This window comes from Streptomyces sp. BB1-1-1, from assembly GCF_031597775.1.
GTDB classification, from domain to species: Bacteria; Actinomycetota; Actinomycetes; order Streptomycetales; family Streptomycetaceae; genus Streptomyces; species Streptomyces thinghirensis.
Map to the genome: position 1 here is coordinate 4,752,599 of NZ_CP134203.1, position 25,158 is coordinate 4,777,756.

Below are 25,158 nucleotides of genomic sequence, written 5' to 3' on the forward strand. Positions count from 1 at the left end.
AGCTCGAACGGTTGAGCGATCAGCGGTAATGATTCGGCAAAGGTCGGGAAACCGGAAATGGAGCACCGCCATCCGGTGTTTGCACCCCTTGGAGGGCGGCGCGTGTCCTCCGACCGGCATGCCCGCAGCGAGGAGGACGGCTCGTGAGCCAGTACGTCAGCAGGCTCGGGCGTCGTTCACCGGCGGCCTCCCCGCGGCTCCGGCTGCTGCGCAGGCCCCGCCGCGTCGCCATGCTCTCCGTGCACACCTCGCCGCTCCACCAGCCCGGCACCGGCGACGCCGGCGGCATGAACGTCTACATCGTCGAGCTCGCGCAGCGCCTCGCCGCGATCAACATCGAGGTCGAGATCTTCACGCGCGCGACCACCGCCGCGCTCCCGCCCACCGTCGAACTGGCCCCGGGCGTCCTCGTCCGCCACGTCGACGCCGGACCGTACGAGGGCCTGGCCAAGGAAGAGCTGCCGGCCCAGCTGTGCGCCTTCACGCACGGCGTCATGCAGGCCTGGGCGGGCCACCGCCCCGGCTACTACGACCTGGTCCACTCCCACTACTGGCTCTCCGGCCACGTCGGCTGGCTCGCCGCCCAGCGCTGGGGCGCCCCCCTGGTGCACGCCATGCACACCATGGCCAAGGTCAAGAACGCCAACCTGGCCGACGGCGACACCCCCGAACCGGCCGCCCGCGTCATCGGCGAGACGCAGATCGTCGCCGCCTCCGACCGCCTGATCGCCAACACCGCCGAGGAGGCCGACGAGCTGGTCCGGCACTACGCCGCCGACCCCGCCAAGGTCGCCGTCGTCCACCCCGGCGTGAACCTCGAACGCTTCCGCCCCTTCCCCAAGGGCTCGGACCCGGGCCCCGGGGACGTCACGTCCGCCCGTGCCGCCGCCCGCGCCCGCCTCGGCCTGCCGCAGGACGCGCTGATCCCGCTCTTCGCCGGCCGCATACAGCCGCTGAAGGCGCCCGACGTACTGCTGCGCGCCGTGGCCGTACTCCTCGACGAACGCCCGGACCTGCGCTCCCGCATCGTCGTCCCCGTCGTCGGCGGCCCCAGCGGCAGCGGCCTCGCCAAGCCGGAGGGGTTGCAGAAACTCGCCGCGCGGCTCGGCATCGCCGACGTCGTACGGTTCCGCCCGCCCGTCGGGCAGGAGCAGCTCGCCGACTGGTTCCGGGCCGCGTCCGTGCTGGTGATGCCGTCCTACAGCGAGTCCTTCGGCCTGGTCGCCATAGAGGCCCAGGCGGCCGGTACGCCGGTGCTCGCCGCCGCGGTCGGCGGCCTCCCGGTCGCCGTGCGCGACGGGCACACCGGCCGCCTCGTCGAGGGCCACGATCCCGCCGCGTACGCGCGCGTGCTGCGCGATTTCGCCGACAACCCGGAGCTGACGCCCCGGATGGGCGACGCCGCCGCCCGGCACGCCCAGTCCTTCGGCTGGGACAGCGCCGCCGCCGCGACGGCCGACGCCTACACGGCCGCGATCCACTCCCACCGCCGTCGCGTACGCTCCCACCATGGCTGAGGCAGCACAGAAGGCAGCACAGGTCGTCGAGGACGCCCTGAAGGACGCCGAGCTGGAGTGGGAGAGCCCCGAGCCCGGCAACTACGTCGTGAAGCTCCCGGGGACCCGCAAGCTGTCGACGACCGTCTCCCTCCTCCTCGGCCGGCACTCCCTCTCCCTCAACGCGTTCGTCATCCGCCACCCCGACGAGAACGAACCCGCCGTCCACCGCTGGCTCCTGGAACGCAACCTCAAGCTCTACGGCGTCGGTTACGCCGTCGACCGCCTCGGCGACATCTACGTCACCGCGAAACTCCCCCTCGCCACCGTCACCCCCGACGAGATCGACCGCCTCCTCGGCCAGGTCCTGGAAGCCGCCGACGGCGCCTTCAACACCCTGCTGGAGCTGGGCTTCGCGTCCGCCATCCGCAAGGAGCACGAGTGGCGGACCTCGCGCGGGGAGTCGACGCGGAACCTGGAGGCGTTCCAGCACCTGATCGAGCGCACCGAGCGCACCGAGCGCACCGAGCGCACCGAGGACTGAGCCCGCGCGCTCAGTGCCCGCTGGTGCGGTAGCGCCCCGGCGTGATCCCCACCAGCCGCTTGAAGTGCCGGGTCAGATGGGCCTGGTCGTAGAACCCGGTCGCGGCGGCCACGTCGGCCGGGCCGCTCCCCGCGAGCAGCAGCCGCCGGGCCCGGTCGACCCGCCGGGACATCAGGTACTGGTGCGGCGCGATGCCGTAGGCGCCGCTGAACGCCCGTACCAGGTGGGCCGGATGAGCGGCCACCTGCGCGGCCGCCTCCTCCAGGCCGATCCCCCGGACGACCCGCTCGTCGAGCAGCTCACGCAGCCGGCGGGCGAGGACGGGGTCCCGTCGGCGCACCGGGCTTCCCTCTCCCCGGGGCAGCAGATGCTCGTGCAGCCGCTCGCCGATCAGCGTCAGCCGGCTCTCCGCCTCCAGCTCGTCACCGGGCAGGGCGAGCGCGGAGTGCAGCTGCCCGACCCGCCGCCGCAGCACGGGATCACGCAGGTCGGGTCCGTCGACGGCCGGCCCGATCAGTTCGTCCCCCAGCCGGGAGGCGTCCAGGTACAGGACGCGCTTGCGGAAGCCGTCCGGGGTGGCGGGGGAGCCGTTGTGCGGCACGTGCGGCGGCAGCAGCGACACCGTGTCGTGCGGGGTGCCGTGCTCGTGCCGGTCCAGGTCGTACCGTACGGCCCCGTCGTCGACGATGAGCAGCGTCCACGCGTCGTGGACGTGCATCGGGTAGGCGTACTCGGTGAAGTGGGCGTGGAAGACCTCGACGACGCCCGGGACGAGGGGTCGCCAGGCGGAGACGGTCCGCCGGTCCTGGTCGGCCATGCAAAAAACGTACAAGACCCGGCCGCACGCCGACCGGCAGTCTCACCGTATGAGCACGCACGACGCGGTCCCCGCGCCCTCCGACGCCCCCGTCCGCTTCGACACCAAGATCGCCGTCCTGCTCCGCGAGGACCTGGAGACCTGGCAGCGCCTGAACGTCACCGCCTTCCTGGTCAGCGGCCTGGGCGCGCAGTTCCCCGAGGTGGTCGGGGAGCCGTACGAGGACGCCGACGCGGTCGGTTACCTGCCGATGTTCCGCCAGCCGGTACTGGTCTTCGAGGGCACCAAGGAGACGCTGACGAACGCCCACGCGCGCGTGCTCTCCCGTTCCCTGCCCCGGGCACTCTTCACGTCCGACCTCTTCACCACGGGCAACGACCGCGACAACCGGGCGGCGGTACGGGCCGTGCCCACGGCCGGACTGGACCTGGTCGGCCTCGCGGTGTACGGCCCGAAGAACGCGGTGGACAAGGTGCTGAAGGGGGCGCGGATGCACCCGTGAGCATGCGGGCGCCCGAAGGCGGCCGTCAGGCCGTGCTGACCTCGGGCTCGGCGGGCGCGGGCGCGGGCGCGGGGGCCTGGGAGGCCCCGGGCGGACCGGTGGTCTTGGGGGTTCCGGCGTCCTCCAGGGGTCCAGCGCCCTCCGGGGAGCCGGCGCCCTCCGGGGAGCCGGCGTCCTTCGGGGAGCCGGCGTCCTTCGGGGCTCCGGAGGTGAACGTCTCCTCCTCGGGCAGCCCCCGCATGAGCGCCCAGTACCCCGCCGCCGCCACCGTGCCGACGACCGCGCAGACGCCCCACAGCCACTCGGCGCCCCAGTGGTCGATGACGAAACCGGACATCAGCGGGGCGACGAGGGCGGCGACCGCCCAGGACATGGTGTACATGCCCTGGTAGCGCCCGCGCCCGTGCACGGGGGAGAGGCGGACGACGAGCCCGGTCTGGGTCGGCGCGTTGACGATCTCGGCCAGCGTCCACACGCACACGGTGAGGGCGAAGACACCGACCGACCCGGCGAAGGCGGTGAGCCCGAAGCCGTACCCGGCCAGCAGGGACGACAGGACGAGCAGCAGCCGCGGATCCCGGTGCTCGATGAACCGGGTGACGGGAATCTGCAGTACGACGATCAGGACGCCGTTGACGGCGATCGCCATGCCGAAGTCGGCCGGCGTGAACCCCGCCTCGCCCATGGCCACCGGCAGCCCCACGTAGGCCTGCTGGAAGATCAGGGCGATGAGGAAGGACAGCCCGACGACGCTCATGTAGCGCCCGTCGCGCAGGACGGTTCCGAGGGAGACGGCGGGCTCGCTCGCCGCGGAGACGTCGGCGGCCCCGCCCTTCCCGGGCGTCCGCTCCGGCCGGGACTCGGGCAGCTTGACGAAGATCAGGACTGCGCACGCCATGGTCATGCCCGCCTCGATCAGGAACCCGGCGAGGTAGCTGACCTCGGCGATGAACCCGGCCGCCATGGAGGAGATCGCGAAGCCGAGGTTGATGGCCCAGTAGTTGAGCGAGAACGCCCGGATACGGTCCTCGGGCCGCACGATGTCCGCCATCATCGCCTGCACGGCCGGCCGGGAGGCGTTGCTCGCCATGCCGACCAGGAAGGCGACGGCCGCGATGGCGACCGGTTCCCGCACGAAGCCGAGCAGCGCGACGGACAGCGCGGTGGAGACCTGCGCCACCAGCAGCGTGGGCCGCCGCCCGAGCCGGTCGGTCATCACCCCGGCCCCGAGCGAGGACACGACCCCGCCGAGCCCGTGCAGAGCGGCCACCAGTCCGGCGTACGAGGCGGAGTACCCGCGGTCGATGGTCAGGTACAGCGCCATGAAGGTGGCGACGAAGGCACCGAGCCGGTTGACCAGGGTGCTGGTCCACAGCCACCAGAACTCGCGAGGGAGCCCGGAGACGGACTCGCGCACGGCACGTCTCACTCCGGCGACTGACATGGAGACCCCCGTGAACGACAAGCGGCTGGTTGTAAGCACCTCTGACGGCGAGCACAACTTACGAGCGCGGGACCGCGGGAGACCAGCCAATTAACACTTCTCGTCAACCGTCCGCCCACCGGGCGCACCGCGCGGGGCATCAAGGGGTTCGATTACGCTCGGAGCCATGGCCGACGCACCGTACAAGCTGATCCTCCTCCGCCACGGCGAGAGCGAGTGGAACGAGAAGAACCTGTTCACCGGCTGGGTGGACGTCAACCTCACTCCGAAGGGCGAGAAGGAGGCGACGCGCGGCGGCGAGCTGCTCAAGGACGCCGGCCTGCTGCCCGACGTGGTCCACACGTCCGTCCAGAAGCGCGCGATCCGCACGGCCCAGCTCGCGCTGGAGGCCGCCGACCGCCACTGGATCCCCGTCCACCGCCACTGGCGCCTCAACGAGCGCCACTACGGCGCCCTCCAGGGCAAGGACAAGGCCCAGACCCTCGCCGAGTTCGGCGAGGAGCAGTTCATGCTGTGGCGCCGCTCCTACGACACCCCGCCGCCCGCGCTGGACCGCGACGCCGAGTACTCCCAGTTCGACGACGCCCGCTACGCGACCCTGCCGCCGGAGTTGCGCCCCCGGACGGAGTGCCTGAAGGACGTCGTCGTCCGCATGCTCCCGTACTGGTTCGACGCGATCGTCCCCGACCTCCTCACCGGCCGCACGGTCCTGGTCGCCGCCCACGGCAACTCGCTCCGCGCCCTGGTCAAGCACCTGGACGGCATCTCCGACGCCGACATCGCGGGCCTGAACATCCCGACCGGCATCCCGCTCTCCTACGAACTGGACGCCGAGTTCAAGCCCCTGAACCCGGGCGGCACGTACCTGGACCCGGACGCGGCCGCGGCAGCGATCGAGGCCGTGAAGAACCAGGGCAAGAAGAAGTAGGCCCACAGCGCTGAGCCCCCGTACCGCGGTTGCTTCGCGGTGCGGGGGCTCAAGTGTTCTCAGACCTTCAGCAGGCTCAATTCTGGCGAAGCTTCGACTTTCGTTACGCTCTCGACGGCGCTCTGCAAGTCCTTCCGAACGTCATCCGTCGATTGCTCCAGCGCCTCCGTCAATACGTGGCGTGCTACCTCACGAGAGAATTCATCCAACTTGGCTCTGGCAGGGACGGTGGATGTTTTGTCCACCTCGAAAGACAGAACGTCCTCGTAGATCACAGCGCCGAACCTGTTGGTGAATTTTCGCTCCTGCCACCGCGCGAACCGCAGGTTGGGAAGCCCTTCAGCCAGGGCGGCCACGATTTCGGAGTTGGAGAACGCGACGCCACGCACCCTGGACTCGCGGCCCACGACCAGGACGACGTTCCCTGCCTCGAAAACCAACCGCTCCATCTCGCAGAGCGCCTGCATCATGTCGACGCAGTACTGGATGACTGTCAGGAATCGGTTCTGGCGATTCTTACGGTTGGACCCGATTTCGGTTCTGGCGGCAGGCAGGACATTCCAGCCGATGTTTTCCACCGCAGGACGATAGTTCTGGTGGTAGTTGAACACGTTGATGTACGGAGGGGAGGTGACTACGAGGCCTGCGCACCCGTCACCGAGGGGGATCCTGCGGGCGTCGCCGGCGATTACCTGGGAGGGGACCGAGGCGGAAGGGAAATCCATGATCAGGTCTCGCACCTGGTTCCAGGATTTCTTGACCTTCTTCGCGTCTGCTTCCTTCTTGTCCCCCATGCTCAGCAGGAGGGTGGTGGAAAAGATGCGCTCGATGTTCTTGTCGACGGCACCGCGATGGCCATCAAGCAGATATGCAACGACGTCTTCGATGCCTGCCGAGCTGCCGAAGAGTGTGTCCTGCCCTGCGTCGTCTACCTTGTCCAGGTACGACGAGGCTTCCTGCACGATCCGTAGTCGCTGATCGTGAGGAAGTGACGCGATCTCCAGGATGCCGGACAGCTCCAACGCTGCGGGATTGATTTCGACACCGGCAGACGGGATACCCTTCCGAATGCATTCCAGGACAGTCGTGCCACTGCCCAGGAACGGATCGACGACCATTCCGGAGCCGGGATAGTAGGCGTCGAGGAGCTTGCTCACCAGGCCCGGAGTGAACTGGCCGCGCCAGGGGAGCGCGCTGCGCCGCTCCCGCACGAGCACGTCGAGATCGGCCTGCCCGATGAAGCTGCGGTCGAATTCACGCCTCCGGACCGCGTCAAAGGTCTCCTCGACGTCCATTCTCCTGCTTTCTAGAAATATCCCTTGGTGACGACATCTTCTTCGTTCGGGTCTTTTGCCTCGAACAGGGATTTCAGATGGTCGACGAATCGCTGCACGACATCATACCTGATCGGATTGGCCTCGATGTAATCGACATATTCCGACCTGAGTCGCTTCCTGTTTGCGGCTGACGAGTACGCTTTCCGCTTGTGGGAGCCCAGCCTCTTACCGCGCAGGATCAACACTTCGTCGATGTCTGTACCAGCAGTACTGATCGGCGTCATGTCGAGGTACTCGCAGATCAAGTAATAGCGAGCGGCTGGTACTGCCACCTTGAGGTCGTGAGAGGTTGCGCTCGCCTCCTGGAACATCGTTTTGTCCAGATTGGTTTTGCACTCGGCGGCCACGTAGGCCAGCCATACATCCATGCTGGAGGTGGCTCCAGCGGGAAAGTCCGACTTGAACGATGCCTTCAAATAGGCGCGCCTGCTCAGTGTGAAGTCCTGGTCCTTCTTCCTGACCTCCATGGAGATGTCACTGGCCGGGGCCGTGAGAGAACTGGAGAAGTAGGCGGCAGCGAAAGCTCCGGCCGGCCCGGCGAACAGCTCCTGATCGGCCAAGGCGGGAATCACCCGAGGATCGATCAGCCATGGCAAGAACTCTTCAATGATGGAGTTGTCGATCTTCAGCTGCCCCCGTTGCCGGAACAGGAAATCCTCTCCGCTGTCCCAGATCAGATCGAGTTCCACGCTCTTCTTGTAGTCGTTGGTCAGGTCAACCAGGCGCCGCACGAGTTCGTTGCCGGTGGCGTCGATACTCGCCATGTCGCCGATCCATGACTTGTACCGCTCTATCGATTCCTCGACCGCGAACCTGTCGTCCTCGGGAAGCTTCGGGTTCTTGAGCAGCTCAACCAGCTTCGACTTGTGCGGCGTTGGCCGCACTCGCTCAGGTGCCTCGGCACTGGCGTCGGCCAACGGCTCAGCCTCGACGGGCTTCGCCGGCGCTGCTTCTGACGGTTCGATGGACGCGAAGAGGGCTCCGTCGCTGCTCATGCGGGGAGCCTAGCGGCAGCTGCGGGAGGTTCGGTCAGAGCCCGTCGCAGCCTGGCCGATCCGCCGACACCCCCGCGTCAGCTCGCCGTCGTCAAGCGCCCCCGGCGCTCCCGGCGTCCCCGCAGGGCGTCCCAGGTCGTGCCCAGTGCCAGTGACTGGAGCAGGGCCGCGAGCACGATGCCGCCGGTGAAGAACCAGGTGGGTGCGTCGCCGCCCCAGCCGGCCTCGCCGAGCCAGGCGACGAAGCCGAAGGCCGGGAAGGTGAACAGGGCCGGCCAGACCCAGATGAGGGACGCGTCCGGGTTGTTCGCGAAGAGGGGTTCCAGCGCGGCGACGGCCATCGCGCCGCCGACCAGGGCGAGGTAGACCGCCGAGGCGCGGTTGGCGAAGGTACGGCGGGCGAGGGTGCGTATCGGGCTGGTCCGGCTGGTCTTCATCGGGTGTCGTCTCCCCTTGGTCGTCGTCCTGTGTTCCAGGGTCGGACGGGGGCGGGGGCCCGGGCCTGAGTACCCGTACTCAAGTCGGAGGATGCGGTACCCGGGAGGGGAGAGGTAAGGGTTATACCGTCAGTGGGACCTCGTGGATCTCGTCGGCCTTGTGGCCCGCGCGTTCGTGGACGCGTTGGACGGCGTCGGCCGATGGGGCTTCGGAGAGGCAGTAGACGGTGCCGGAGGCCGGGTCCGCCCATGCGTGTTCGAAGTGGACGTCCTCGTCCTTCTCGATGGCGAGGTCCGCCTGGTGGGCCTTGTCGAGCTGGTCCGCTGTGATGCCGTGCATACCGTGGTGCACGTCCATGAAGTGAGCCATGGCTTGGCACCCCCTTCAGGGTCTTACCTCCAGGGTGCGCCCGTACGGCGGCCGGGGCGAACCCGGCCGCCGTGGTACTGCCGGTGCGTCAGCCGCACTGGCACGGATTTCCCGACTGGCAGCCGCAGCCGCAGCCCGATCCGCAGCCGCACGCGGCGATCAGGGGCAGGCTGCGGGGCTCGGGGGGCTGCTCGGTCCGGCGTTCCTGGGTGGGGGCGGGCTTGGTGCTGGGGGAATCGGCCATGGGTTCCTCCTAGAGGCTGGTGCCTGGGCCCATTGCACGCCCCCAGTGGCCGTCGCATCAACGGCGCACTGGGGCGATCGTGCGCGCCCCCCGCCCCACGCCGGGCGCTCCCGCCGAGGCCCGCGTCGGGCCCCGCCAGGTCCGCGGCGGGCCCCGCCCAGGTCCGCGTCGGGTCCTGACGGGGCCCCGCAAGGCCCCGCCGGGCCCCGTCAGGCCTCGTCGACCTGTGTCGTCGGCTGGATGTCCGCCTGGAGGTCGCCCACGTGCTCGCCGGTGACCAGGTAGACCACGCGCTTGGCGACCGAGACGGCGTGGTCGGCGTAGCGCTCGTAGTAGCGGCCGAGGAGGGTGACGTCGACGGCCGTCTCGATGCCGTGCTTCCAGCGGTCGTCCATCAGGTGCTGGAAGAGGGTGCGGTGCAGGAGGTCCATCGCGTCGTCGTCCTGCTCCAGCTGGAGGGCGAGGTCGACGTCCTTGGTGATGATCACCTCGGCCGCCTTCGCCATCAGGCGCTGCGCGAGCTGGCCCATCTCCAGGATGGTCGCGTGCAGGTCGCTCGGGACCGCGCGCTCCGGGTAGCGCAGCCGGGCCAGCTTGGCCACGTGCTGGGCCAGGTCGCCCGAGCGCTCCAGGTCGGCCGACATCCGCAGCGAGGTGACGACGATGCGCAGGTCCGTCGCCACCGGCTGCTGCCGGGCCAGCAGGGCTATCGCGCGGGCCTCCAGCTCGTGGTGGAGCTCGTCGACCTTCTGGTCGCCCTCGATCACGTTCTCGGCCAGCTTCAGGTCGGAGTCGAGGATCGCGGTCGTGGCGCGCCCGATCGCCGACCCGACCAGCCGGGCCATCTCCACCAGGCTGTCGCCGATCGAATCAAGTTCCTCGTGGTACGCGTCCCGCATCAGGTTCCCTCTCGTACGTCCGTTTATGGGGCTCGCACCGGCCCGCACCCGCTTGCACTGGCTCGTTGCCGGCTCGCACCCCGTGCCGTGCCCCCACGCTTACACGTTCCGGCCTGTACGCGTCCGTTTCCGGCACCACAAATGAACCATCCCTGGCTCCAAGGTGAACTCTGGGCGACGAGTGTTCGAGGTCGCAGTCCGATGGCTGGGGCGGGGCCGTTCGGCATGCCTAACCTGGATGCATGGACGTGAACGCGGCGGTCGCCGCAGCGGCAGCGATCGCCGGAGTACTCACCGGTGTCATCGCCATGCTGGCGTTCCGCTGGAGCGAGCGCGAGCAGAAGCGCCCCACGCGCACCTCGCTCCACACGGACCCCGTGCTGCCGCCCGGCGTGGACACCGTCCTGTCGGTACTCCGCTCCTCCGCGGTCGTCCTCGACGAGGCCGACGCGGTGGTCAAGGCCAGCTCGGCGGCGTACGCCCTCGGCCTGGTCCGGGGCGGCAAGCTCGCCGTCGAGCCCATGCTGCAGATGGCCCGGGACACCCGGCGGGACGGGGAGATACGGCAGGTCGAGCTGGATCTGCCGAGGCGGGGGAACGGGCGGGGGGAGGCCCTCGCCGTGTCCGCACGCGTGGCGCCCCTCGGGTCGCGGCTGGTGCTGCTGCTGGTCGAGGACCTCACCGAGGCCCGCCGCATCGAGGCCGTACGCCGCGACTTCGTCGCCAATGTGAGCCATGAGCTGAAGACGCCGGTGGGCGCGCTCTCGCTGCTGTCCGAGGCCGTCATGGACGCCTCGGACGATCCGGAGGCCGTGGAGCGGTTCGCCGGGCGCATGCAGATCGAGGCGACCCGCCTGACCAACCTGGTGCAGGAACTCATCGACCTGTCCCGGGTCCAGAACGACGACCCCCTCGACGACGCCGAGCCCGTCCGGGTGGACGAGCTGGTCGCCGAGGCCATCGACCGCTGCCGGCACGCGGCCGGCACCAAGCAGATCACCATGGCCGCCGGAGGAACGGCGGATCTGCACGTACGCGGCAACCGCGGCCAGCTCGCCGCCGCCCTCGGCAACCTCGTCGAGAACGCCGTCAACTACTCGCCCGCCCGCACCCGCGTCGGCATAGCCGCCCGCCGCGTCAACGCCCCCGGCGGCGATCAGATCGAGATCGCCGTGACCGACCAGGGCATCGGCATCTCGGAGAAGGACAAGGAGCGCGTGTTCGAGCGCTTCTACCGCGTCGACCCGGCCCGCTCACGGGCCACCGGAGGCACCGGCCTGGGTCTCGCGATCGTCAAGCACGTGGCCGCCTCGCACGGCGGGGAGGTCACGGTGTGGAGTGCCGAAGGCCAGGGCTCCACCTTTACGCTGCGACTGCCGGAGTCGGGCCCCGCCCGCGCCCGCGCACAGCGGCGCCCCGACCGCGCCGGACTCAACGCCGAGACCGAGCGGTCCCCCTCATCCCCCCATACTTCCCCGTACGAAACGCTTCCCGCCCCGGAGGTCCTTCCGTGACCCGTGTGCTCGTCGTCGAGGACGAGGAGTCCTTCTCCGACGTCCTGTCGTACATGCTCCGCAAGGAGGGTTTCGAGGTCGCCGTGGCGACCACCGGCCCCGACGGACTCGACGAGTTCGAGCGCAACGGCGCCGACCTCGTGCTTCTCGACCTGATGCTGCCCGGCCTGCCGGGCACCGAGGTCTGCCGCCAGCTGCGCGGCCGCTCCAACGTCCCCGTGATCATGGTGACCGCCAAGGACAGCGAGATCGACAAGGTCGTCGGGCTGGAGATAGGGGCCGACGACTACGTCACCAAGCCCTTCTCCTCCCGCGAGCTGGTCGCCCGCATCCGCGCCGTACTGCGGCGCCGCGGCGAGCCGGAGGAGGTCACCCCCGCCGCGCTGGAGGCCGGCCCCGTCCGCATGGACGTCGACCGGCACGTCGTGACCGTCGGCGGCACCAAGGTCGACCTGCCGCTGAAGGAGTTCGACCTGCTGGAGATGCTGCTGCGCAACGCCGGCCGCGTGCTGACCCGCATGCAGCTGATCGACCGGGTCTGGGGTGCCGACTACGTCGGTGACACCAAGACCCTCGACGTCCACGTCAAGCGGCTGCGCGCCAAGATCGAGCCCGACCCGGGCGCGCCGCGCTACCTGGTGACGGTGCGCGGGCTCGGCTACAAGTTCGAGCCGTAGAGCGCCCGGGCGCGCGTCGCCGGCGCCCTCGACGGCAAGCGGTACGACGAAGGGCGGGACCTCCCGGAGAGGTCCCGCCCTTCGTCGTTACGGTGCTCAGTGACCGGCGTCGGTGCCGGTCCCCTGCGAGGTGCCGTCCGTCGCCGTGCCGGCGCCGGTCCCGGCCTCGGTGCCGTCCCCGGCGTCGGCGGACTCGCCGGTCGCGGGGTCCGTCGTACCGTCGGTCGGGGCGCCGGAGGTCTGGCCGTCGGACGGCTCGCCGGAGGTCTCCCGCGACGGCTTCGCCGACGCGCCGGGGGCCGCCGGGACGTCGCTCGGGCCCCACTCGGAGAAGTACCTCTCGGCGGGGACGACGAAGGCGCGCAGGCTCACCTCGCCGGTCTTGCTGAAGGTGAAGGTGATCTCCTGCGCGTTGCCGTCCTGGATGGCCTCGCGGCTGCTGGGCAGGACGGCGGAGGCGTTGCCCTCGCCACCCAGGATCAGGGAACCGCCGGCCGGGACGGTCAGGCCGCCGTTGCCGCCCTTCTCGCCCTCGGCGGGCTTCAGCTCGGCGGACTTGCCGGTGCCGGCCACGGTGATGGACTCGAGCTTCTGGTCGGACCTGCCGTTGTTGAACAGGGTGGCGGAGACCACGGCCGGGCCGGTCGACTCCAGGTCGGGCTGCGTGATGACGATCGCGTTCTGGATCTGGATGTCACCCACGGTCGTCGCAGCGTTGTCCGGCTTGATCTCCAGCGACTGGGCGTTGTGACCGGCACCGCACGCGGCGAGCGAGGCGATCGAGAACGCGATGGCGGCGGCGGCGAGGGCACCGCGTCGAAGGCTGCTGCTCACGGCGGCGGCAACTCCCTGGACTCGAGCGAGGTGGCGGCAACGGATAAAGCCGCCCTAAGTGTCTGTCAGCGGCTTCAGGCTACCGAGCCGTTCCCGGGCCGCCGCACCCGACCCTCCCCCAAGACGCCCGGCTTCGCCCGGCAGGCGGTAGGACCGGCGCGCGGAGGGGGTGCGTGGACGGGGTGCGCGGCGCGCTCGTTCCGAGGCCGGTTCCCGCGTCGCTTTGTGGCTCGTACTCGTCCGTCATTCACATAAGAAGCCGGCTGTCATACCGGTCGTCGATCGGCGCGCGAATTTTCCGTGGAGGAATGCGCGGACGGCCAGGAAATTGATCATCGGAGGGTCGGCCGGGGCACCTCGTGATCAATTCCGGATTCGTCCGGAAGCCCGCCCCGGTCACCGAACGGAGTAGCGGAAGTCGCACGCCTGGAACCGGACATTTGGGTATCTTCGGGCAGGTGGGAGGGCCTCCGGATGTGTGTGACGTGCGCGTTTCGTGCGACCTGAAGAGCTGCTCCGACCTGCGAATACTTTCTTCCGCTCGCCCGTCGCAGCACGTTCCTGTTGCTGTTGTCAAGCCCCGAGATATGCCCTGACCTGCGAAAACGCCATTCAGAAGACGCCGTATCCGTGTTACCCTGGATAGCCACGGAAGGGGTACCTGTCACATGACGTTCAAGGTTGGCGACACCGTGGTCTATCCCCATCACGGGGCCGCGCTGATCGAGGCTATCGAAACTCGCCAGATCAAAGGCGTGGACAAGACCTACTTGGTGCTGAAGGTCGCCCAGGGTGACCTGACGGTACGTGTGCCAGCGGACAATGCGGAGTTCGTCGGCGTGCGTGATGTGGTTGGTCAGGACGGGCTGGACCGGGTCTTCGAGGTGCTGCGCGCGCCGTACGCCGAGGAGCCCACGAACTGGTCGCGTCGTTACAAGGCAAACCTGGAGAAGCTCGCCTCCGGCGACGTCATCAAGGTCGCGGAAGTCGTACGCGATCTGTGGCGTCGTGAGCGCGAGCGCGGACTCTCCGCCGGTGAGAAGCGCATGCTCGCCAAGGCCCGCCAGATCCTGGTGAGCGAGCTGGCTCTTGCGGAGAACACCAACGAGGACAAGGCGGAGGCCCTGCTCGACGAGGTGCTCGCCTCCTGAGCCTCTGACCTGAGCCTCTGAGGCGAGGCGCAGGCCGCTGCCCACTCGGTTCAGCGCACTGAAATGCCGCGGTGCCCGATGACATTCATGCTGTCGCCGGGCGCTGCGGCATGTTCGTACCCGGATCGAGTCCTCGTACGATCACCCCGGGGACTTCCCCCGGCCTGGCGTGGTGCTGGCGTGCCGGGCCCGGGTCGCTGGCTCGACCGGGGTCACGGAAGGGTCCGGTCAAGGCTTCGCGCCCGGCACGGTGAGGCCATACCCAACTAGGTCGAGCACACAAACCTGACAGGAACCGATGTCTGACGAATCGCGTCCCTCGCCCGCCGAGATGCCCCCCGCCACCCGTGCGAACACCCGAACCGCGGCCGTCATTCCGGCCGCCGGCCGGGGCGTCCGGCTCGGTCCGGGCGCCCCGAAAGCCCTCCGCGCGCTGGGCGGCACGCCCATGCTCATCCACGCGGTCCGGGCGATGGCCGCCTCGCGCGGCGTCTCGCTCGTCGTGGTCGTCGCGCCTCCCGACGGAGCCGCCGAGGTCAAGAGCCTGCTCGACGCGCACGCGCTGCCGGAGCGGACGGACTTCCTCGTCGTGCCGGGCGGCGAGTCGCGGCAGGAGTCCGTACGGCTCGGCCTGGACGCGCTGCCGGCCGACTACGCCACCGTCCTCGTGCACGACGCGGCCCGGCCGCTGGTGCCGGTCGACACGGTGGACGCGGTGATCGAGGCCGTACGGGACGGCGCGCCCGCCGTGGTGCCCGCGCTGCCGCTCGCCGACACGGTCAAGCAGGTCGAGCCCGCCGCCGTGCCGGGTGAGCCGGAACCGGTCGTGGCGACACCGGAGCGGGCGCGGCTGCGCGCGGTGCAGACACCGCAGGGGTTCGACCGGGAGACGCTGGTGCGCGCCCACGAGACGGTGACCGACAACGTCACCGACGACGCGAGCATGGTCGAGCAGCTCGGGCTCACGGTGATGGTGGTGCCGGGGCACGAGGAGGCGTTCAAGGTGACGCGGCCGCTCGATCTGGTGCTGGCGGAGGCCGTGCTGGCGCGGAGGAGGCTGAACGATGGGTTCTGACAGGTCCGACAGTCCTGACGCGGAGGGGATCCTCGTGCTGCCCCAGGTCGGCATCGGTACGGACATCCACGCCTTCGAGGACGGGCGTGAACTGTGGTGCGCCGGGCTGAAGTGGGAGGGCGAGGGGGCCGGGCTGGCCGGGCACTCCGACGCGGACGTCGTCGCGCACGCGGCGTGCAACGCGCTGTTCTCCGCGGCGGGGGTCGGGGACCTCGGACAGCACTTCGGCACCGGGCGGCCGGAGTGGTCCGGGGCGTCCGGGGTGACGCTGCTGACGGAGGCGGCGCGGATCGTGCGGGCGGCGGGGTTCCGGATCGGCAACGTCGCGGTGCAGGTGGTCGGGCCGAGGCCGAAGATCGGCAAGCGGCGGGACGAGGCGCAGAAGGTGTTGTCGGAGGCGGTGGGGGCGCCGGTGTCGGTGTCCGGGGCGACGACGGACGGGCTGGGGTTTCCCGGGCGGGGGGAAGGGTTGATGGCGGTGGCTACGGCGTTGGTCGTGCGGGTGGGTTGAGCGGGGTGGGGTGAGCGGGGTGGGGTGTGTCCTGGGCCGGGGGTGTGTCGCGCCGGCGTCGGGCGTGCCGTGCGGGACTCCGCCCCGCGCCCCGCCAGGGGCTCCGCCCCTGGACCCCGGCCTATGCCCACCCACCACCCGACTCGGTCGGGCAAGAGGCCGGGCTTGCCTCACCGGCTCGGTCGGGCGAGAAGCCGGGCCTGTCTCGCGGGCTCGGTCGGGTAAGGCGGCGTAACAAGCGGGGCACGTGCGCCCGTGGCACTGGCCGGCGCCTACTACCCTGGAGTCGTGACTATTCGCCTGTACGACACCAGCGCCCGGCAGATCCGTGACTTCGCCCCCCTCACGCCGGGCTGCGTCTCGATCTACCTGTGCGGTGCCACCGTGCAGGCCGCCCCGCACATCGGGCACATCCGGTCGGGGCTGAACTTCGACATCATGCGCCGCTGGTTCGCGTACCGCGGCTTCGACGTCACCTTCATCCGCAACGTCACCGACATCGACGACAAGATCATCCGGAAGGCGGCGGACCAGAACCGCCCCTGGTGGTCCATCGGGTACGAGAACGAGCGGGCGTTCAACGACGCCTACGACGCGCTCGGCTGCCTGCCGCCGACGTACGAGCCGCGTGCCACCGGGCACATCACCGAGATGGTCGAGATGATGCGCGGTCTCATCGAGCGCGGCCACGCCTACGAGGCGGACGGCAACGTCTACTTCGACGTACGGTCCCTGCCCGGATACCTGTCGCTGTCCAACCAGGACCTGGACGACCTGCGGCAGCCCGACGAGGGCGCCTCCGGCAAGCGGGACCCGCGGGACTTCGCCATGTGGAAGGCGGCCAAGCCCGGGGAGCCGAGCTGGGAGGCGCCGTGGGGGCGGGGGCGTCCGGGGTGGCACCTGGAGTGCTCCGCCATGGCGCACAAGTACCTCGGCGAGGAGTTCGACATCCACGGGGGCGGGATCGACCTGATCTTCCCGCACCACGAGAACGAGATCGCCCAGGCCAAGGGGTTCGGCGACGCCTTCGCGCGGTACTGGGTGCACAACGCCTGGGTCACCATGAGCGGCGAGAAGATGTCGAAGTCGCTCGGCAACAGCGTGCTCGTCAGCGAGATGGTGAAGGCGTGGCGGCCGGTCGTGCTCCGGTACTACCTGGGCACGCCGCACTACCGCTCCACCATCGAGTACAGCGAGGAGTCCCTGCGCGAGGCCGAGTCGGCGTACGCGCGCATCGAGGGCTTCGTGCAGCGGGTCACCGAGCTGGCCGGCCAGGCCGTCGAGCCCGCCGCCGAGGTGCCGCCCGCCTTCGCCGAGGCGATGGACGACGACCTGGGCGTGCCGCAGGCGCTGGCCATCGTGCACACCACCGTCCGGCAGGGCAACAGCGCGCTGGCCGCCGACGACAAGGACGCCGCGGTCGCCCGCCTCGCCGAGGTCCGTGCGATGCTCGGGGTGCTCGGCCTCGACCCGCTGGCCCCGCACTGGGCCGGGGAGCAGGAGCAGGGCGAGGATCTGCGGCACGTCGTCGACAGTCTCGTACGCCTCGTCCTGGACCAGCGCGAGGCCGCGCGGGCGCGCAAGGACTGGTCCACCGCGGATGCCATCCGCGACCAGCTCGGTCAGTCCGGACTGGTCATCGAGGACGGCCCGCAGGGGCCCCGCTGGAGCCTCGGCTCCCGCTGACCCCCGCCCGGTTCACCGAAGCCCGGGCCCGTCGGCTGCGCGGGTTCCGTAGATCGATTGTGCCGCCCGGCCTCCCGGGCGGCACACTGCATAAGACGCAAGCATTACGCACACTCCCGTAGAGAGCGGAGACAGGTAACTCATGGCCGCGAACAACCGCCGCATGTCCGGCAAGAAGGGCGCGCAGGTCGGCAGCGGCGGCAAGCGACGCCGGGGCCTGGAAGGCAAGGGGCCGACGCCTCCCGCCGAGATGCGCAAGGGGCACGTCAAGCAGCGTGTCGCCAACGCCAAGGCGCGCCGCGCCACGGGACGCGCCCCGCAGCGGCGCGGGGGCGGACGGTCGACGTCCGAGCTGGTCGTCGGCCGCAACCCCGTCTACGAGGCGCTGCGCGACGGTGTGCCCGCCTCGACGCTCTACGTCCAGCAGTTCATCGACAACGACGAGCGGGTGCGCGAGGCGCTCCAGCTCGCGGCCGAGCGCGGCGGCATCAACCTGATGGAGGCGCCGCGCCCCGAGCTGGACCGGATGACCAACGGGCTGAACCACCAGGGGCTCGTGCTCCAGGTGCCGCCGTACGAGTACGCGCACCCGGAGGACCTGGTCGCCGCCGCCCACGATGAGGGCGCGGACCCGCTGATCGTCGCCCTCGACGGCGTGACCGACCCGCGCAACCTCGGTGCCATCGTCCGCTCCGTCACCGCCTTCGGCGGCCACGGCGTCGTCGTGCCCGAGCGGCGCGCGGCCGGCATGACGGCGGGCGCCTGGAAGACGTCCGCCGGTACGGCCGCCCGTACGCCGGTCGCCCGCGCCACCAACCTCACGCGCGCGCTGGAGTCGTACCAGAAGGCCGGGATCACGGTGGTGGGCCTCGCCGCCGACGGCGAGGCCGAACTCGGCGAGCTGGCGGCCCTCGACGGCCCCGTGGTCATCGTGGTCGGCAGCGAGGGCAAGGGGCTCTCGCGGCTCGTCGGCGAGACGTGCGACTTCCGGGTGCGGATCCCGATGCCCGGTGGCGCCGAGTCCCTGAACGCCGGTGTCGCCGCGGGCATCGTGCTGTACGAGGCGGCGCGTCGGCGCAGGTGAGGCCGGAGGGGGAGCGGGTGTTCGACTCGGTCCCCCGCACGGGGTGTTCCGGGCGGTCCGGGCAGGCTTGACGCGGTCCGGACAGTTCGGGGCGGTCAAGGCAGTGTCCTAACGACACATCACTCGGTTAGATGAGTGTGGACACCAGAACACCCCGCACACCCACGGGGGACCGCTCGTCGGGAATCGACGACGCTCCCGCGCTGAGCATGGTGAAGGTGCCGAGCGATCCGGCCCAGGTCATCGTCAATCACGCGAGTTTCCGCGTGCAGTTCGGTGCCTCCGCGCGGCAGACCCAATCCCCGCGGATCGCGCGGCACTTGAGCGCCACCCAGGACACCGCCCGCATGCCCGTCGCAGGTGCCGCGGGCCCCGCCGCCCCGGCCGCCGCCCGCCGCCGCGCCCTCGTGTGGAGCGGGCGGTCCGACCCGGACGACACCGGCGCACACCGGTTGCTCCAGGCGGTGCGGGCCGGAGCCGGTCACCACGCCGAGGACCCGGTCGCCGACGCCGGAGCCACGCAGGTCATCCCCCGCGTCGACATCGACGGGGGCGCCCCGGGCTACGACGGCTATGACGGCTACGACGACGGGCCCGCCACCCAGACCCTCGAGACCCCGCTCGTCGGCGCCCAGCGCGGCCCCGTCCCGGACGGCACCCGGCTGCTGCCCGCCATGCGCACCGTCGGCAGCGCCTACGACGAACCCGCCTACACCGGCGAGGACTTCGACTCCGCCGCCGGTCCCGACGGCTACGACGACGGCACGGAGCCGGCCGGGCCGCGCACCAGGCGCCACGCCGACGACCCGGCGCGGCACGCCTACTTCCCCGGCCGCCGCATGAACCTCGGCGTCGTGCTGCTGCCGCTGCGCGTCTTCCTCGGCTTCATCTCCATCTACGCCGGCATGGGCAAGCTCTGCGACCCCGTCTACTTCGACGGCGGCGAGCGCGGCTCCATGGTCAAGTGGCTCAACACCCTGCACCCGTGGGACGTCGCCGAGCCGCTGCGTCAGTTCGCCCTCGAACACCCGGTCGGCGCCGGGCTCGTCATCGCCTTCCTCCAGGTGATCGTGGGCGTGCTGACCGTCCTGGGCTGCTGGCAGCGCGTCGGTGCCGTCATCGGCGCGGGCCTGTCCGCGGCGCTGCTCGTCACCGTCAGCTGGAAGAGCGTCCCCGTCTACGACGCGCCCGACATCATCTACCTCGCCGCCTGGTCCCCGCTGATCATCGCGGGCGCCCCCGTCTACTCCGTGGACGGCCGGCTCGCCGGCAGTGCCTGGCGCCGGCTCGGCCCCCGCGCCGACATCTGGGACCTGCGCCGCTACGTCCTGCGCCGCGGTGCCCTCGTCACCTTCCTGGTCGCCGGCGTCACCCTCCTCGTCGGCTCGCTGCTCGGCGGCGCGGTCCGGGACGCCGACCGCGTGGTCGTCCCCGGCCCCGGTGAGGCCCCGCGCAACGAACTGCCCGGTACCCCGCTCCCGCAGGAGCCCGGCACCCGGAAGCCGAAGACGTCGCCGGAGGCCTCCGCCTCACCCACCCAGGGCACCACCAGCGGCGCGGCCACCCCCTCCGAGGACGCCGCGACCACCCCGGGAGCGACCCGCGACAGCGGCACCGCCACCGGCGGCACGCCCAGCCAGACCCAGGGCACCACGGGCCAGGCCCCGCCGCGGCAGTCCTCCCCGGCCGGCCAGGCGCCGAGCAGCACGGCGGGACCCACCTCCGGCGGCACCACGACCGGCGGCGGCAGCGGCACGACCGGCGGCACCGGAAGCGGCGGCGACGGCGGCGGCTCCTCCTCCACCGGAGAGCCGGGCAGCCGCCTCGTGGGCGGTCTCCTGGGCTAGCCGGCCCACAGGGCTCACACAGCCCTCCGTACGCCGAAGGGGCCCCGCACGGACGTCGTGCGGGGCCCCTTCGGCGTATCGGTGTACCGGGGCGCTCAGCGGCCGCGCAGGGCCGCCAGCTCCCGTGCCGCCTCCGTCAGGTCCTTGGCGGTGTCGATCGCGCGCCAGTAGGAGCCCTGCGGGATCGGGAAGCCGGCCAGCCGGCGCTCACGGGCCAGCCTCGGGAAGGTCGTCCGCTCATGGTCGCCGCGCTCCGGCAGCATCGCGGCGAAGCCGGACGAGAAGACGTACACACCGGCGTTGATCTCGAAGGTCGACGGCGGTGCCTCGATGAAGTCGGTGATGTGACCGAAGCCGTCCGTCTGCACGGCGCCCCACGGCAGTCGCGGGCGGGCCAGGGCGAGGGTCGCGACGGCGTCCCGCTCGGCGTGGAAGTCGGCCATGTCGCGCAGGGAGAAACGGGTCCAGATGTCGCCGTTGGTGGCGTACCAGGGCCGGTCCGGGTGGGGCAGGTGCGCGGCGGCGTACTTGAGGCCGCCGCCGCGGCCCAGCGGCTCCGTCTCGACGACGGTGGTGACGGAGAGCGGCAGGTCGGCACTCTCCAGCCACTTCTGCAGCACCTCGGCCAGATGACCGCAGGAGACCACGACGTCGGTGACGCCCTCCTCGGCGAGCCAGGCGAGCTGATGGCCGATGATCGGAGTCCCGGTGCCCGGGATCTCGACCATCGGCTTGGGCCGGTCGTCGGTGTAGGGACGCAGCCGGGAACCCTGTCCGCCGGCCAGGACGACGGCTTGCACGGGGCGGCGGGACGCGGCGCTCGGATCGGTCATGCCCGAACTGTACGCGGCGGCCCACCGGCCCCCGAAAGGGTGCTCAGCCGTGCGCGGCCAGCACGCCCGAGGCGAAGGCGGTGTCGCAGACGGGGCGCGCGTACGACTGGGCGCGCGTCGGGCCGTACACCTTGACCGCGGCGCGGCCGAGGGCGCGGGCGATGGACGCGCAGTGGCCGGCCAGCGACGGGCGCTCGTTCACGGCCTGCTGGAGGTGGGTGAGGGCGACGCCCGGATCCTCCTCCTGCAGCTCGGTCAGCAGCCGGTCGCGCAGCACCTCGTGCGGGGCGCGGGCGGCGGCCTTGGACGAGGCCTTGGAGGACGATGCCTCCGACGCGGCGAGCACCGAGTCGGCCGGGTCGCCCGACCAGTTGACCCGGGTGACGGCGAGGGTCCCGGAGAGCACCAGGACGACGGGCAGGACGAAGGCGAGAGAGCGGCCGATCCGGCGGGCGGGGCCCCGGCCGCGTCGCGTCTGTCGGGTGGTGGAGTGCTTCACGGAGTGCTTCACGCGAGTGAGGGTAGCGCCCGGTAATGATTTGGCGACATTTAGTCACCCGGATGGGGGATGAAGAGGGGGCGGGAAATGGGTAGAGCGTTGACGCCTATTGCTCGAAACGTCCGTTGTGCCGGGGTATTTGTCGACAACGTAAAGAGCCCCGCAGCAGGCCGCGGGGCTCTTCGCGTCAACGCGGGTGAATTCACCCGGCCGCGTGGTTTCTCAGTCGGTGAGGCGCTCGCCCGTGGAGGACGAGAAGACGTGGGCCTCGCCCGGGCGCGGCACGACGTGGACGGTCGCGCCCTTCTCCGGCACCGCGCGGCTGCTGACGCGGACCACGAGGTCCTTGTTCTCGCCGCCGACGTCGACCGAGCCGTAGATGTAGCCGTCGGCGCCGGTCTCCTCCACGACGTTCACGGAGACCGCCATGCCCGCCGGGGCGTCCTCGGCGTCCTTCGACAGGGTCTTGGAGACGCCGCCGTTCAGCTCCACCACGTCGAAGTGCTCCGGGCGGACGCCGACGGTGACCGTGCGGTCGCCCCTGTCGGCGGCGGCCGCCAGGGCCTCGCGGCTGATCGGCACCACGCTGTTGCCGAACTTCACGCCGCCGTCGGTGATCGGGACCTCGACCAGGTTCATGGCCGGGGAGCCGATGAAGCCGGCCACGAAGAGGTTGGCGGGCTTGTCGTACATGTTGCGCGGGCTGTCGACCTGCTGGAGCAGACCGTCCTTGAGGACCGCCACGCGGTCGCCCATCGTCATGGCCTCGACCTGGTCGTGGGTGACGTAGACGGTGGTGATGCCCAGCCGGCGCTGGAGCGAGGCGATCTGCGTACGGGTGGAGACACGCAGCTTGGCGTCCAGGTTGGACAGCGGCTCGTCCATGAGGAAGACCTGCGGCTCACGCACGATCGCGCGGCCCATCGCCACCCGCTGGCGCTGACCGCCGGAGAGCGCCTTCGGCTTGCGGTCCAGGTACTCGGTGAGGTCGAGGATCTTCGCGGCCTCCTCGACCTTCTGCCGGATCTCCGCCTTGTTGACGCCGGCGATCTTGAGCGCGAAGCCCATGTTGTCGGCGACCGTCATGTGCGGGTACAGCGCGTAGTTCTGGAACACCATGGCGATGTCCCGGTCCTTCGGCGGCAGGTGCGTGACGTCGCGGTCGCCGATGCGGATGGCGCCGCCGTTCACGTCCTCGAGCCCCGCGAGCATGCGGAGCGAGGTGGACTTGCCACAGCCGGAGGGGCCGACCAGGACGAGGAACTCGCCGTCCTCGATGTCGATGTCGAGACCGTCGACGGCGGGCTTCGTGGAACCCGGGTAAACGCGGGTTGCCTTGTCGAACGTAACAGTGGCCATGGTGATGGGCCCCCTTCTACCGGCAGGAACGTGCCGGACGATCCGTTGTAGGAAGGTGGTGTGGTGTAGTCCACACGGGTGGACTGGCACAGGACGGTACCTGGCGTTCACCTGGTCTGTCAGTACCTGTGGACCTGTGAACTTCGCCGAAATTTTCGAACCCCATCGTTCACCGGCTCTGTGTACAGTGGAGCAGCCTCCGCGCGCGCCGCCGCGCGATGCCTCCTTAGCTCAGCTGGTCAGAGCGCCGCTCTTGTAAAGCGAAGGTCGTCGGTTCGAATCCGACAGGGGGCTCGGGAGCGAGACGAAGCCCTGCCGTCCACCGGACGGCAGGGCTTCACGCGGTTGCGCGGGTGCTACTTGCCTTCCGGCAGCGGCTCCGGCTCGCACACCGTGCCGCTCTTCGGGAGCCTGCCGTCGAGCAGGTACGCGTGGACGGCGTCGCGCACGCAGGGGTTCCCGCTGTCGAAGGCGCCGTGGCCCTCACCATCGTAGGTCAGCTCGACGCCCACGCCCTTGCCGAGCCGCTCGGCCATGCGGGCGGCGCCCGCGTAGGGGGTGGCGGGGTCGCCGGTGTTGCCGACCAGGAGGATCGGCGGCGCGCCCGGCGCGCTCACCTCCGGGTGCTCGGCCTCTCCAGGCACCGGCCAGCCGGCGCAGGAGAGCGCGCTCCACGCCAGGCCCGGACCGAACAGCGGCGACGCCTCGACGAACTCGGGCAGCCGGGCCCGCACGTCCGCCGGGGTGTAGCGGTCGCTGGAGTCGTCGCAGGTGATGGCCTTGAAGGCGTCGTTCTCGTTGCTTTCGTCGGGTTCGTCGTCGGTGCTGTCGTCGTCGGTGTCGCCGCCGGAGCCGTGCTGTCCGAGCGCCTCCGCCAGGTCCAGCAGGACATCGCCGTCGCCCCTGGTCACCGCCTCCAGGCCGACCAGGAGCGCGGGCCAGAGGGTCTGGCTGTAGAGCGACCCGGTGATGGCTTCGACGAGTTCGTCGCCGTCGAGTTCGTTCCCGTCCGAGGTGGGCAGCGGAGTCTCGTCCAGGCCCGCCTCCAGCTCCACGGCGGCCGCCACGATCGCCTCGGTGTCCTCGCCGAGTGTGCAGCGCTGTTCGACGCACCAGTCGGCGAAGTGCTCGAAGGCGAGCTGGAAACCTCCGGCCTGTGCGAGGGCCTCCTCCATCATGTCGTGGGTGGGGTCGACGACGCCGTCCAGCACGGCGCGGCCGACGTTCTCGGGGAACAGGTGGGCGTACACGCCGCCGAGTTGGGTGCCGTACGAGATCCCGAAGTAGTGGAGTTTCTCGTCGCCGAGGAGGTGCCGCATCAGGTCCATGTCCCGGGCGGCCTCGGTGGTGCCGACGTACGGGAGGACGTCGCCGGAGTTCTTCTCGCACGCCGCGGCAATCAACCGGTTCAGCTCCACCAGCGCGTCGGTCTCGTCGCCGCCGTCGTCGGGGATCTCGTCGACCTCGTCCGCGGCCTCTTCGGCGGCGTCGGGGTCCAGGCAGCGCACGCCCCGGCTGTTGCCGACGCCGCGCGGGTCGAAGCTCACCAGGTCGTACCGGGAGCGGAGCTTCTCGTAGTCGGGGGCGAGACCGGGCAGGGTGGTGACTCCGGAGGCGCCGGGGCCGCCGAAGTTGAAGAGCAGCGAGCCGATCCGGTCGTCGGTGTCGCCGCCGGTGCGGGCCCGGATCAGTTCTATGCCGATCGACTCCCCGGAGGGGTTCTTCCAGTCCAGTGGCGCCTGCATGGTGGTGCACTGCCACCGGGTGCCGTCGGGGAGGGGTGCGGGGGCCTCGCCGCCGCCCTGGATGGGAGAGGGGGCGGGGCAGTCCTTCCAGTTCAGGGTCTGCTTCCGGAAGCGGTTCTCGTCCTGTGCGCCGGTCGCCGTGCCGCCGCCGTCACCTGCCCGGCCGCCGTCCCGCGCCGTCGGCGCGCAGGCGGTCAGGGAGCAGGAGAGCAGGGTGGCGGTGGACAGCAGGACAGCGGTGGATATCGCTCGTGCTGAGGGCATGGCCTCAGACTCCGGCGGGCCGTCCGGGGGCGCGCGGCGTGGCGTCCATTCGGTGGATACGGCCCC

Annotated in this window: 25 protein-coding genes and 1 tRNA gene; 13 read left to right on the forward strand and 13 right to left on the reverse strand. The window is 70.7% G+C overall.

Going from position 1 to position 25,158, the window contains the following annotated elements; all coding sequences use genetic code 11:
* Positions 1-143: 143 nt before the first annotated feature.
* Together mshA and RI578_RS21925 are read left to right on the forward strand one after the other, a co-directional pair.
* On the forward strand, positions 144-1,517 hold the full coding sequence (gene mshA, locus RI578_RS21920; RefSeq protein ID WP_310872643.1) for a D-inositol-3-phosphate glycosyltransferase: 1,374 nt from the start codon (positions 144-146) through the stop codon (positions 1,515-1,517).
* A complete protein-coding gene (locus RI578_RS21925) occupies positions 1,510-2,040 on the forward strand; it encodes a YbjN domain-containing protein (protein ID WP_310872644.1) in 531 nt (176 codons plus the stop codon). Before mshA ends, RI578_RS21925 begins: the two co-directional genes overlap by 8 nt.
* 10 nt (positions 2,041-2,050) lie before the next feature.
* On the opposite strand, the gene RI578_RS21930 is transcribed toward RI578_RS21925, so the two are convergent.
* Positions 2,051-2,857, reverse strand: a complete 807-nt coding sequence (locus RI578_RS21930) for an AraC family transcriptional regulator (RefSeq protein WP_310872645.1) — start codon at positions 2,855-2,857, stop codon at positions 2,051-2,053.
* 49 nt (positions 2,858-2,906) lie between these two features.
* On the opposite strand from RI578_RS21930, the gene RI578_RS21935 reads away from it, so the two are divergent.
* Positions 2,907-3,359, forward strand: a complete 453-nt coding sequence (locus tag RI578_RS21935) for a DUF2000 domain-containing protein (protein ID WP_310872646.1) — start codon at positions 2,907-2,909, stop codon at positions 3,357-3,359.
* 25 nt (positions 3,360-3,384) lie between these two features.
* On the opposite strand, the gene RI578_RS21940 is transcribed toward RI578_RS21935, so the two are convergent.
* On the reverse strand, positions 3,385-4,803 hold the full coding sequence (locus RI578_RS21940) for an MFS transporter (protein ID WP_310872647.1): 1,419 nt from the start codon (positions 4,801-4,803) through the stop codon (positions 3,385-3,387).
* A gap of 166 nt (positions 4,804-4,969) precedes the next feature.
* Between RI578_RS21940 and RI578_RS21945 the strand changes: the two genes are divergently transcribed.
* Positions 4,970-5,731 carry a phosphoglyceromutase gene (locus RI578_RS21945; protein ID WP_310872648.1) on the forward strand — a complete coding sequence of 254 codons (762 nt, stop codon included), beginning with the start codon at positions 4,970-4,972 and terminating at the stop codon, positions 5,729-5,731.
* Positions 5,732-5,790: 59 nt separating this feature from the next.
* Here RI578_RS21945 and RI578_RS21950 read toward each other — a convergent pair whose 3' ends face one another.
* The 6 genes from RI578_RS21950 to phoU form a co-directional block, all read right to left on the reverse strand.
* On the reverse strand, positions 5,791-7,026 hold the full coding sequence (locus RI578_RS21950) for a DNA methyltransferase (protein ID WP_310872649.1): 1,236 nt from the start codon (positions 7,024-7,026) through the stop codon (positions 5,791-5,793).
* 11 nt (positions 7,027-7,037) lie between these two features.
* Positions 7,038-8,063 carry a Bpu10I family restriction endonuclease gene (locus tag RI578_RS21955; protein ID WP_310872650.1) on the reverse strand — a complete coding sequence of 342 codons (1,026 nt, stop codon included), beginning with the start codon at positions 8,061-8,063 and terminating at the stop codon, positions 7,038-7,040.
* A 77-nt stretch (positions 8,064-8,140) separates the two neighbouring features.
* The gene (locus RI578_RS21960; protein WP_310872651.1) at positions 8,141-8,500 is read right to left on the reverse strand and encodes an SCO4225 family membrane protein; all 360 of its coding nucleotides are present in this window, start codon (positions 8,498-8,500) and stop codon (positions 8,141-8,143) included.
* Between the two features lie 121 nt (positions 8,501-8,621).
* The gene (locus RI578_RS21965; RefSeq protein WP_310872652.1) at positions 8,622-8,870 is read right to left on the reverse strand and encodes an SCO4226 family nickel-binding protein; all 249 of its coding nucleotides are present in this window, start codon (positions 8,868-8,870) and stop codon (positions 8,622-8,624) included.
* 88 nt (positions 8,871-8,958) lie between these two features.
* Positions 8,959-9,114, reverse strand: a complete 156-nt coding sequence (locus RI578_RS21970; protein WP_193776344.1) for a hypothetical protein — start codon at positions 9,112-9,114, stop codon at positions 8,959-8,961.
* A 209-nt stretch (positions 9,115-9,323) separates the two neighbouring features.
* Positions 9,324-10,013, reverse strand: a complete 690-nt coding sequence (phoU, locus tag RI578_RS21975; RefSeq protein WP_310872653.1) for a phosphate signaling complex protein PhoU — start codon at positions 10,011-10,013, stop codon at positions 9,324-9,326.
* A 242-nt stretch (positions 10,014-10,255) separates the two neighbouring features.
* On the opposite strand from phoU, the gene RI578_RS21980 reads away from it, so the two are divergent.
* Both RI578_RS21980 and RI578_RS21985 read left to right on the forward strand, forming a co-directional pair.
* Positions 10,256-11,527, forward strand: a complete 1,272-nt coding sequence (locus tag RI578_RS21980) for an ATP-binding protein (protein ID WP_310872654.1) — start codon at positions 10,256-10,258, stop codon at positions 11,525-11,527.
* On the forward strand, positions 11,524-12,204 hold the full coding sequence (locus RI578_RS21985; RefSeq protein WP_310872655.1) for a response regulator transcription factor: 681 nt from the start codon (positions 11,524-11,526) through the stop codon (positions 12,202-12,204). The genes RI578_RS21980 and RI578_RS21985 overlap by 4 nt, the downstream gene beginning before the upstream one ends.
* A gap of 96 nt (positions 12,205-12,300) precedes the next feature.
* On the opposite strand, the gene RI578_RS21990 is transcribed toward RI578_RS21985, so the two are convergent.
* Complete coding sequence (locus RI578_RS21990; protein ID WP_310872656.1) at positions 12,301-13,038, reverse strand: DUF461 domain-containing protein; 738 nt, start codon at positions 13,036-13,038, stop codon at positions 12,301-12,303.
* Positions 13,039-13,706: 668 nt separating this feature from the next.
* Here RI578_RS21990 and RI578_RS21995 point away from each other — a divergent pair.
* The 6 genes from RI578_RS21995 (at position 13,707) to RI578_RS22020 (ending at position 20,392) form a co-directional block, all read left to right on the forward strand.
* Entirely contained in the window at positions 13,707-14,189 is a 483-nt protein-coding gene (locus RI578_RS21995; RefSeq protein WP_003953493.1) for a CarD family transcriptional regulator, read from the forward strand.
* A gap of 298 nt (positions 14,190-14,487) precedes the next feature.
* Positions 14,488-15,264, forward strand: a complete 777-nt coding sequence (gene ispD, locus RI578_RS22000) for a 2-C-methyl-D-erythritol 4-phosphate cytidylyltransferase (RefSeq protein ID WP_310872657.1) — start codon at positions 14,488-14,490, stop codon at positions 15,262-15,264.
* The gene (ispF, locus tag RI578_RS22005) at positions 15,254-15,775 is read left to right on the forward strand and encodes a 2-C-methyl-D-erythritol 2,4-cyclodiphosphate synthase (RefSeq protein ID WP_310872658.1); all 522 of its coding nucleotides are present in this window, start codon (positions 15,254-15,256) and stop codon (positions 15,773-15,775) included. The genes ispD and ispF overlap by 11 nt, the downstream gene beginning before the upstream one ends.
* 288 nt (positions 15,776-16,063) lie before the next feature.
* The gene (gene cysS / locus RI578_RS22010) at positions 16,064-17,461 is read left to right on the forward strand and encodes a cysteine--tRNA ligase (RefSeq protein ID WP_310872659.1); all 1,398 of its coding nucleotides are present in this window, start codon (positions 16,064-16,066) and stop codon (positions 17,459-17,461) included.
* 142 nt (positions 17,462-17,603) lie between these two features.
* Positions 17,604-18,545 (forward strand): 23S rRNA (guanosine(2251)-2'-O)-methyltransferase RlmB, encoded by a 942-nt coding sequence (rlmB, locus tag RI578_RS22015; RefSeq protein WP_310872660.1) that lies wholly within the window; start codon positions 17,604-17,606, stop codon positions 18,543-18,545.
* A 131-nt stretch (positions 18,546-18,676) separates the two neighbouring features.
* Positions 18,677-20,392, forward strand: coding sequence for a DoxX family membrane protein (locus RI578_RS22020; RefSeq protein WP_310872661.1), 1,716 nt, complete (start codon positions 18,677-18,679; stop codon positions 20,390-20,392).
* Positions 20,393-20,487: 95 nt separating this feature from the next.
* Here RI578_RS22020 and RI578_RS22025 read toward each other — a convergent pair whose 3' ends face one another.
* The 3 genes from RI578_RS22025 to msiK form a co-directional block, all read right to left on the reverse strand.
* Positions 20,488-21,225: a nucleotidyltransferase family protein gene (locus RI578_RS22025; RefSeq protein WP_310872662.1), complete on the reverse strand. Its 738-nt coding sequence runs from the start codon at positions 21,223-21,225 to the stop codon at positions 20,488-20,490.
* A 43-nt stretch (positions 21,226-21,268) separates the two neighbouring features.
* A complete protein-coding gene (locus tag RI578_RS22030; RefSeq protein ID WP_210964672.1) occupies positions 21,269-21,724 on the reverse strand; it encodes a hypothetical protein in 456 nt (151 codons plus the stop codon).
* A gap of 222 nt (positions 21,725-21,946) precedes the next feature.
* Complete coding sequence (gene msiK, locus RI578_RS22035) at positions 21,947-23,083, reverse strand: diacetylchitobiose ABC transporter ATP-binding protein MsiK (RefSeq protein WP_310872663.1); 1,137 nt, start codon at positions 23,081-23,083, stop codon at positions 21,947-21,949.
* A 220-nt stretch (positions 23,084-23,303) separates the two neighbouring features.
* Between msiK and RI578_RS22040 the strand changes: the two genes are divergently transcribed.
* A tRNA-Thr gene (locus RI578_RS22040) sits at positions 23,304-23,377 on the forward strand.
* Positions 23,378-23,439: 62 nt separating this feature from the next.
* On the opposite strand, the gene RI578_RS22045 is transcribed toward RI578_RS22040, so the two are convergent.
* On the reverse strand, positions 23,440-25,092 hold the full coding sequence (locus RI578_RS22045) for an alpha/beta hydrolase (protein WP_310872664.1): 1,653 nt from the start codon (positions 25,090-25,092) through the stop codon (positions 23,440-23,442).
* Positions 25,093-25,158 lie beyond the last annotated feature (66 nt).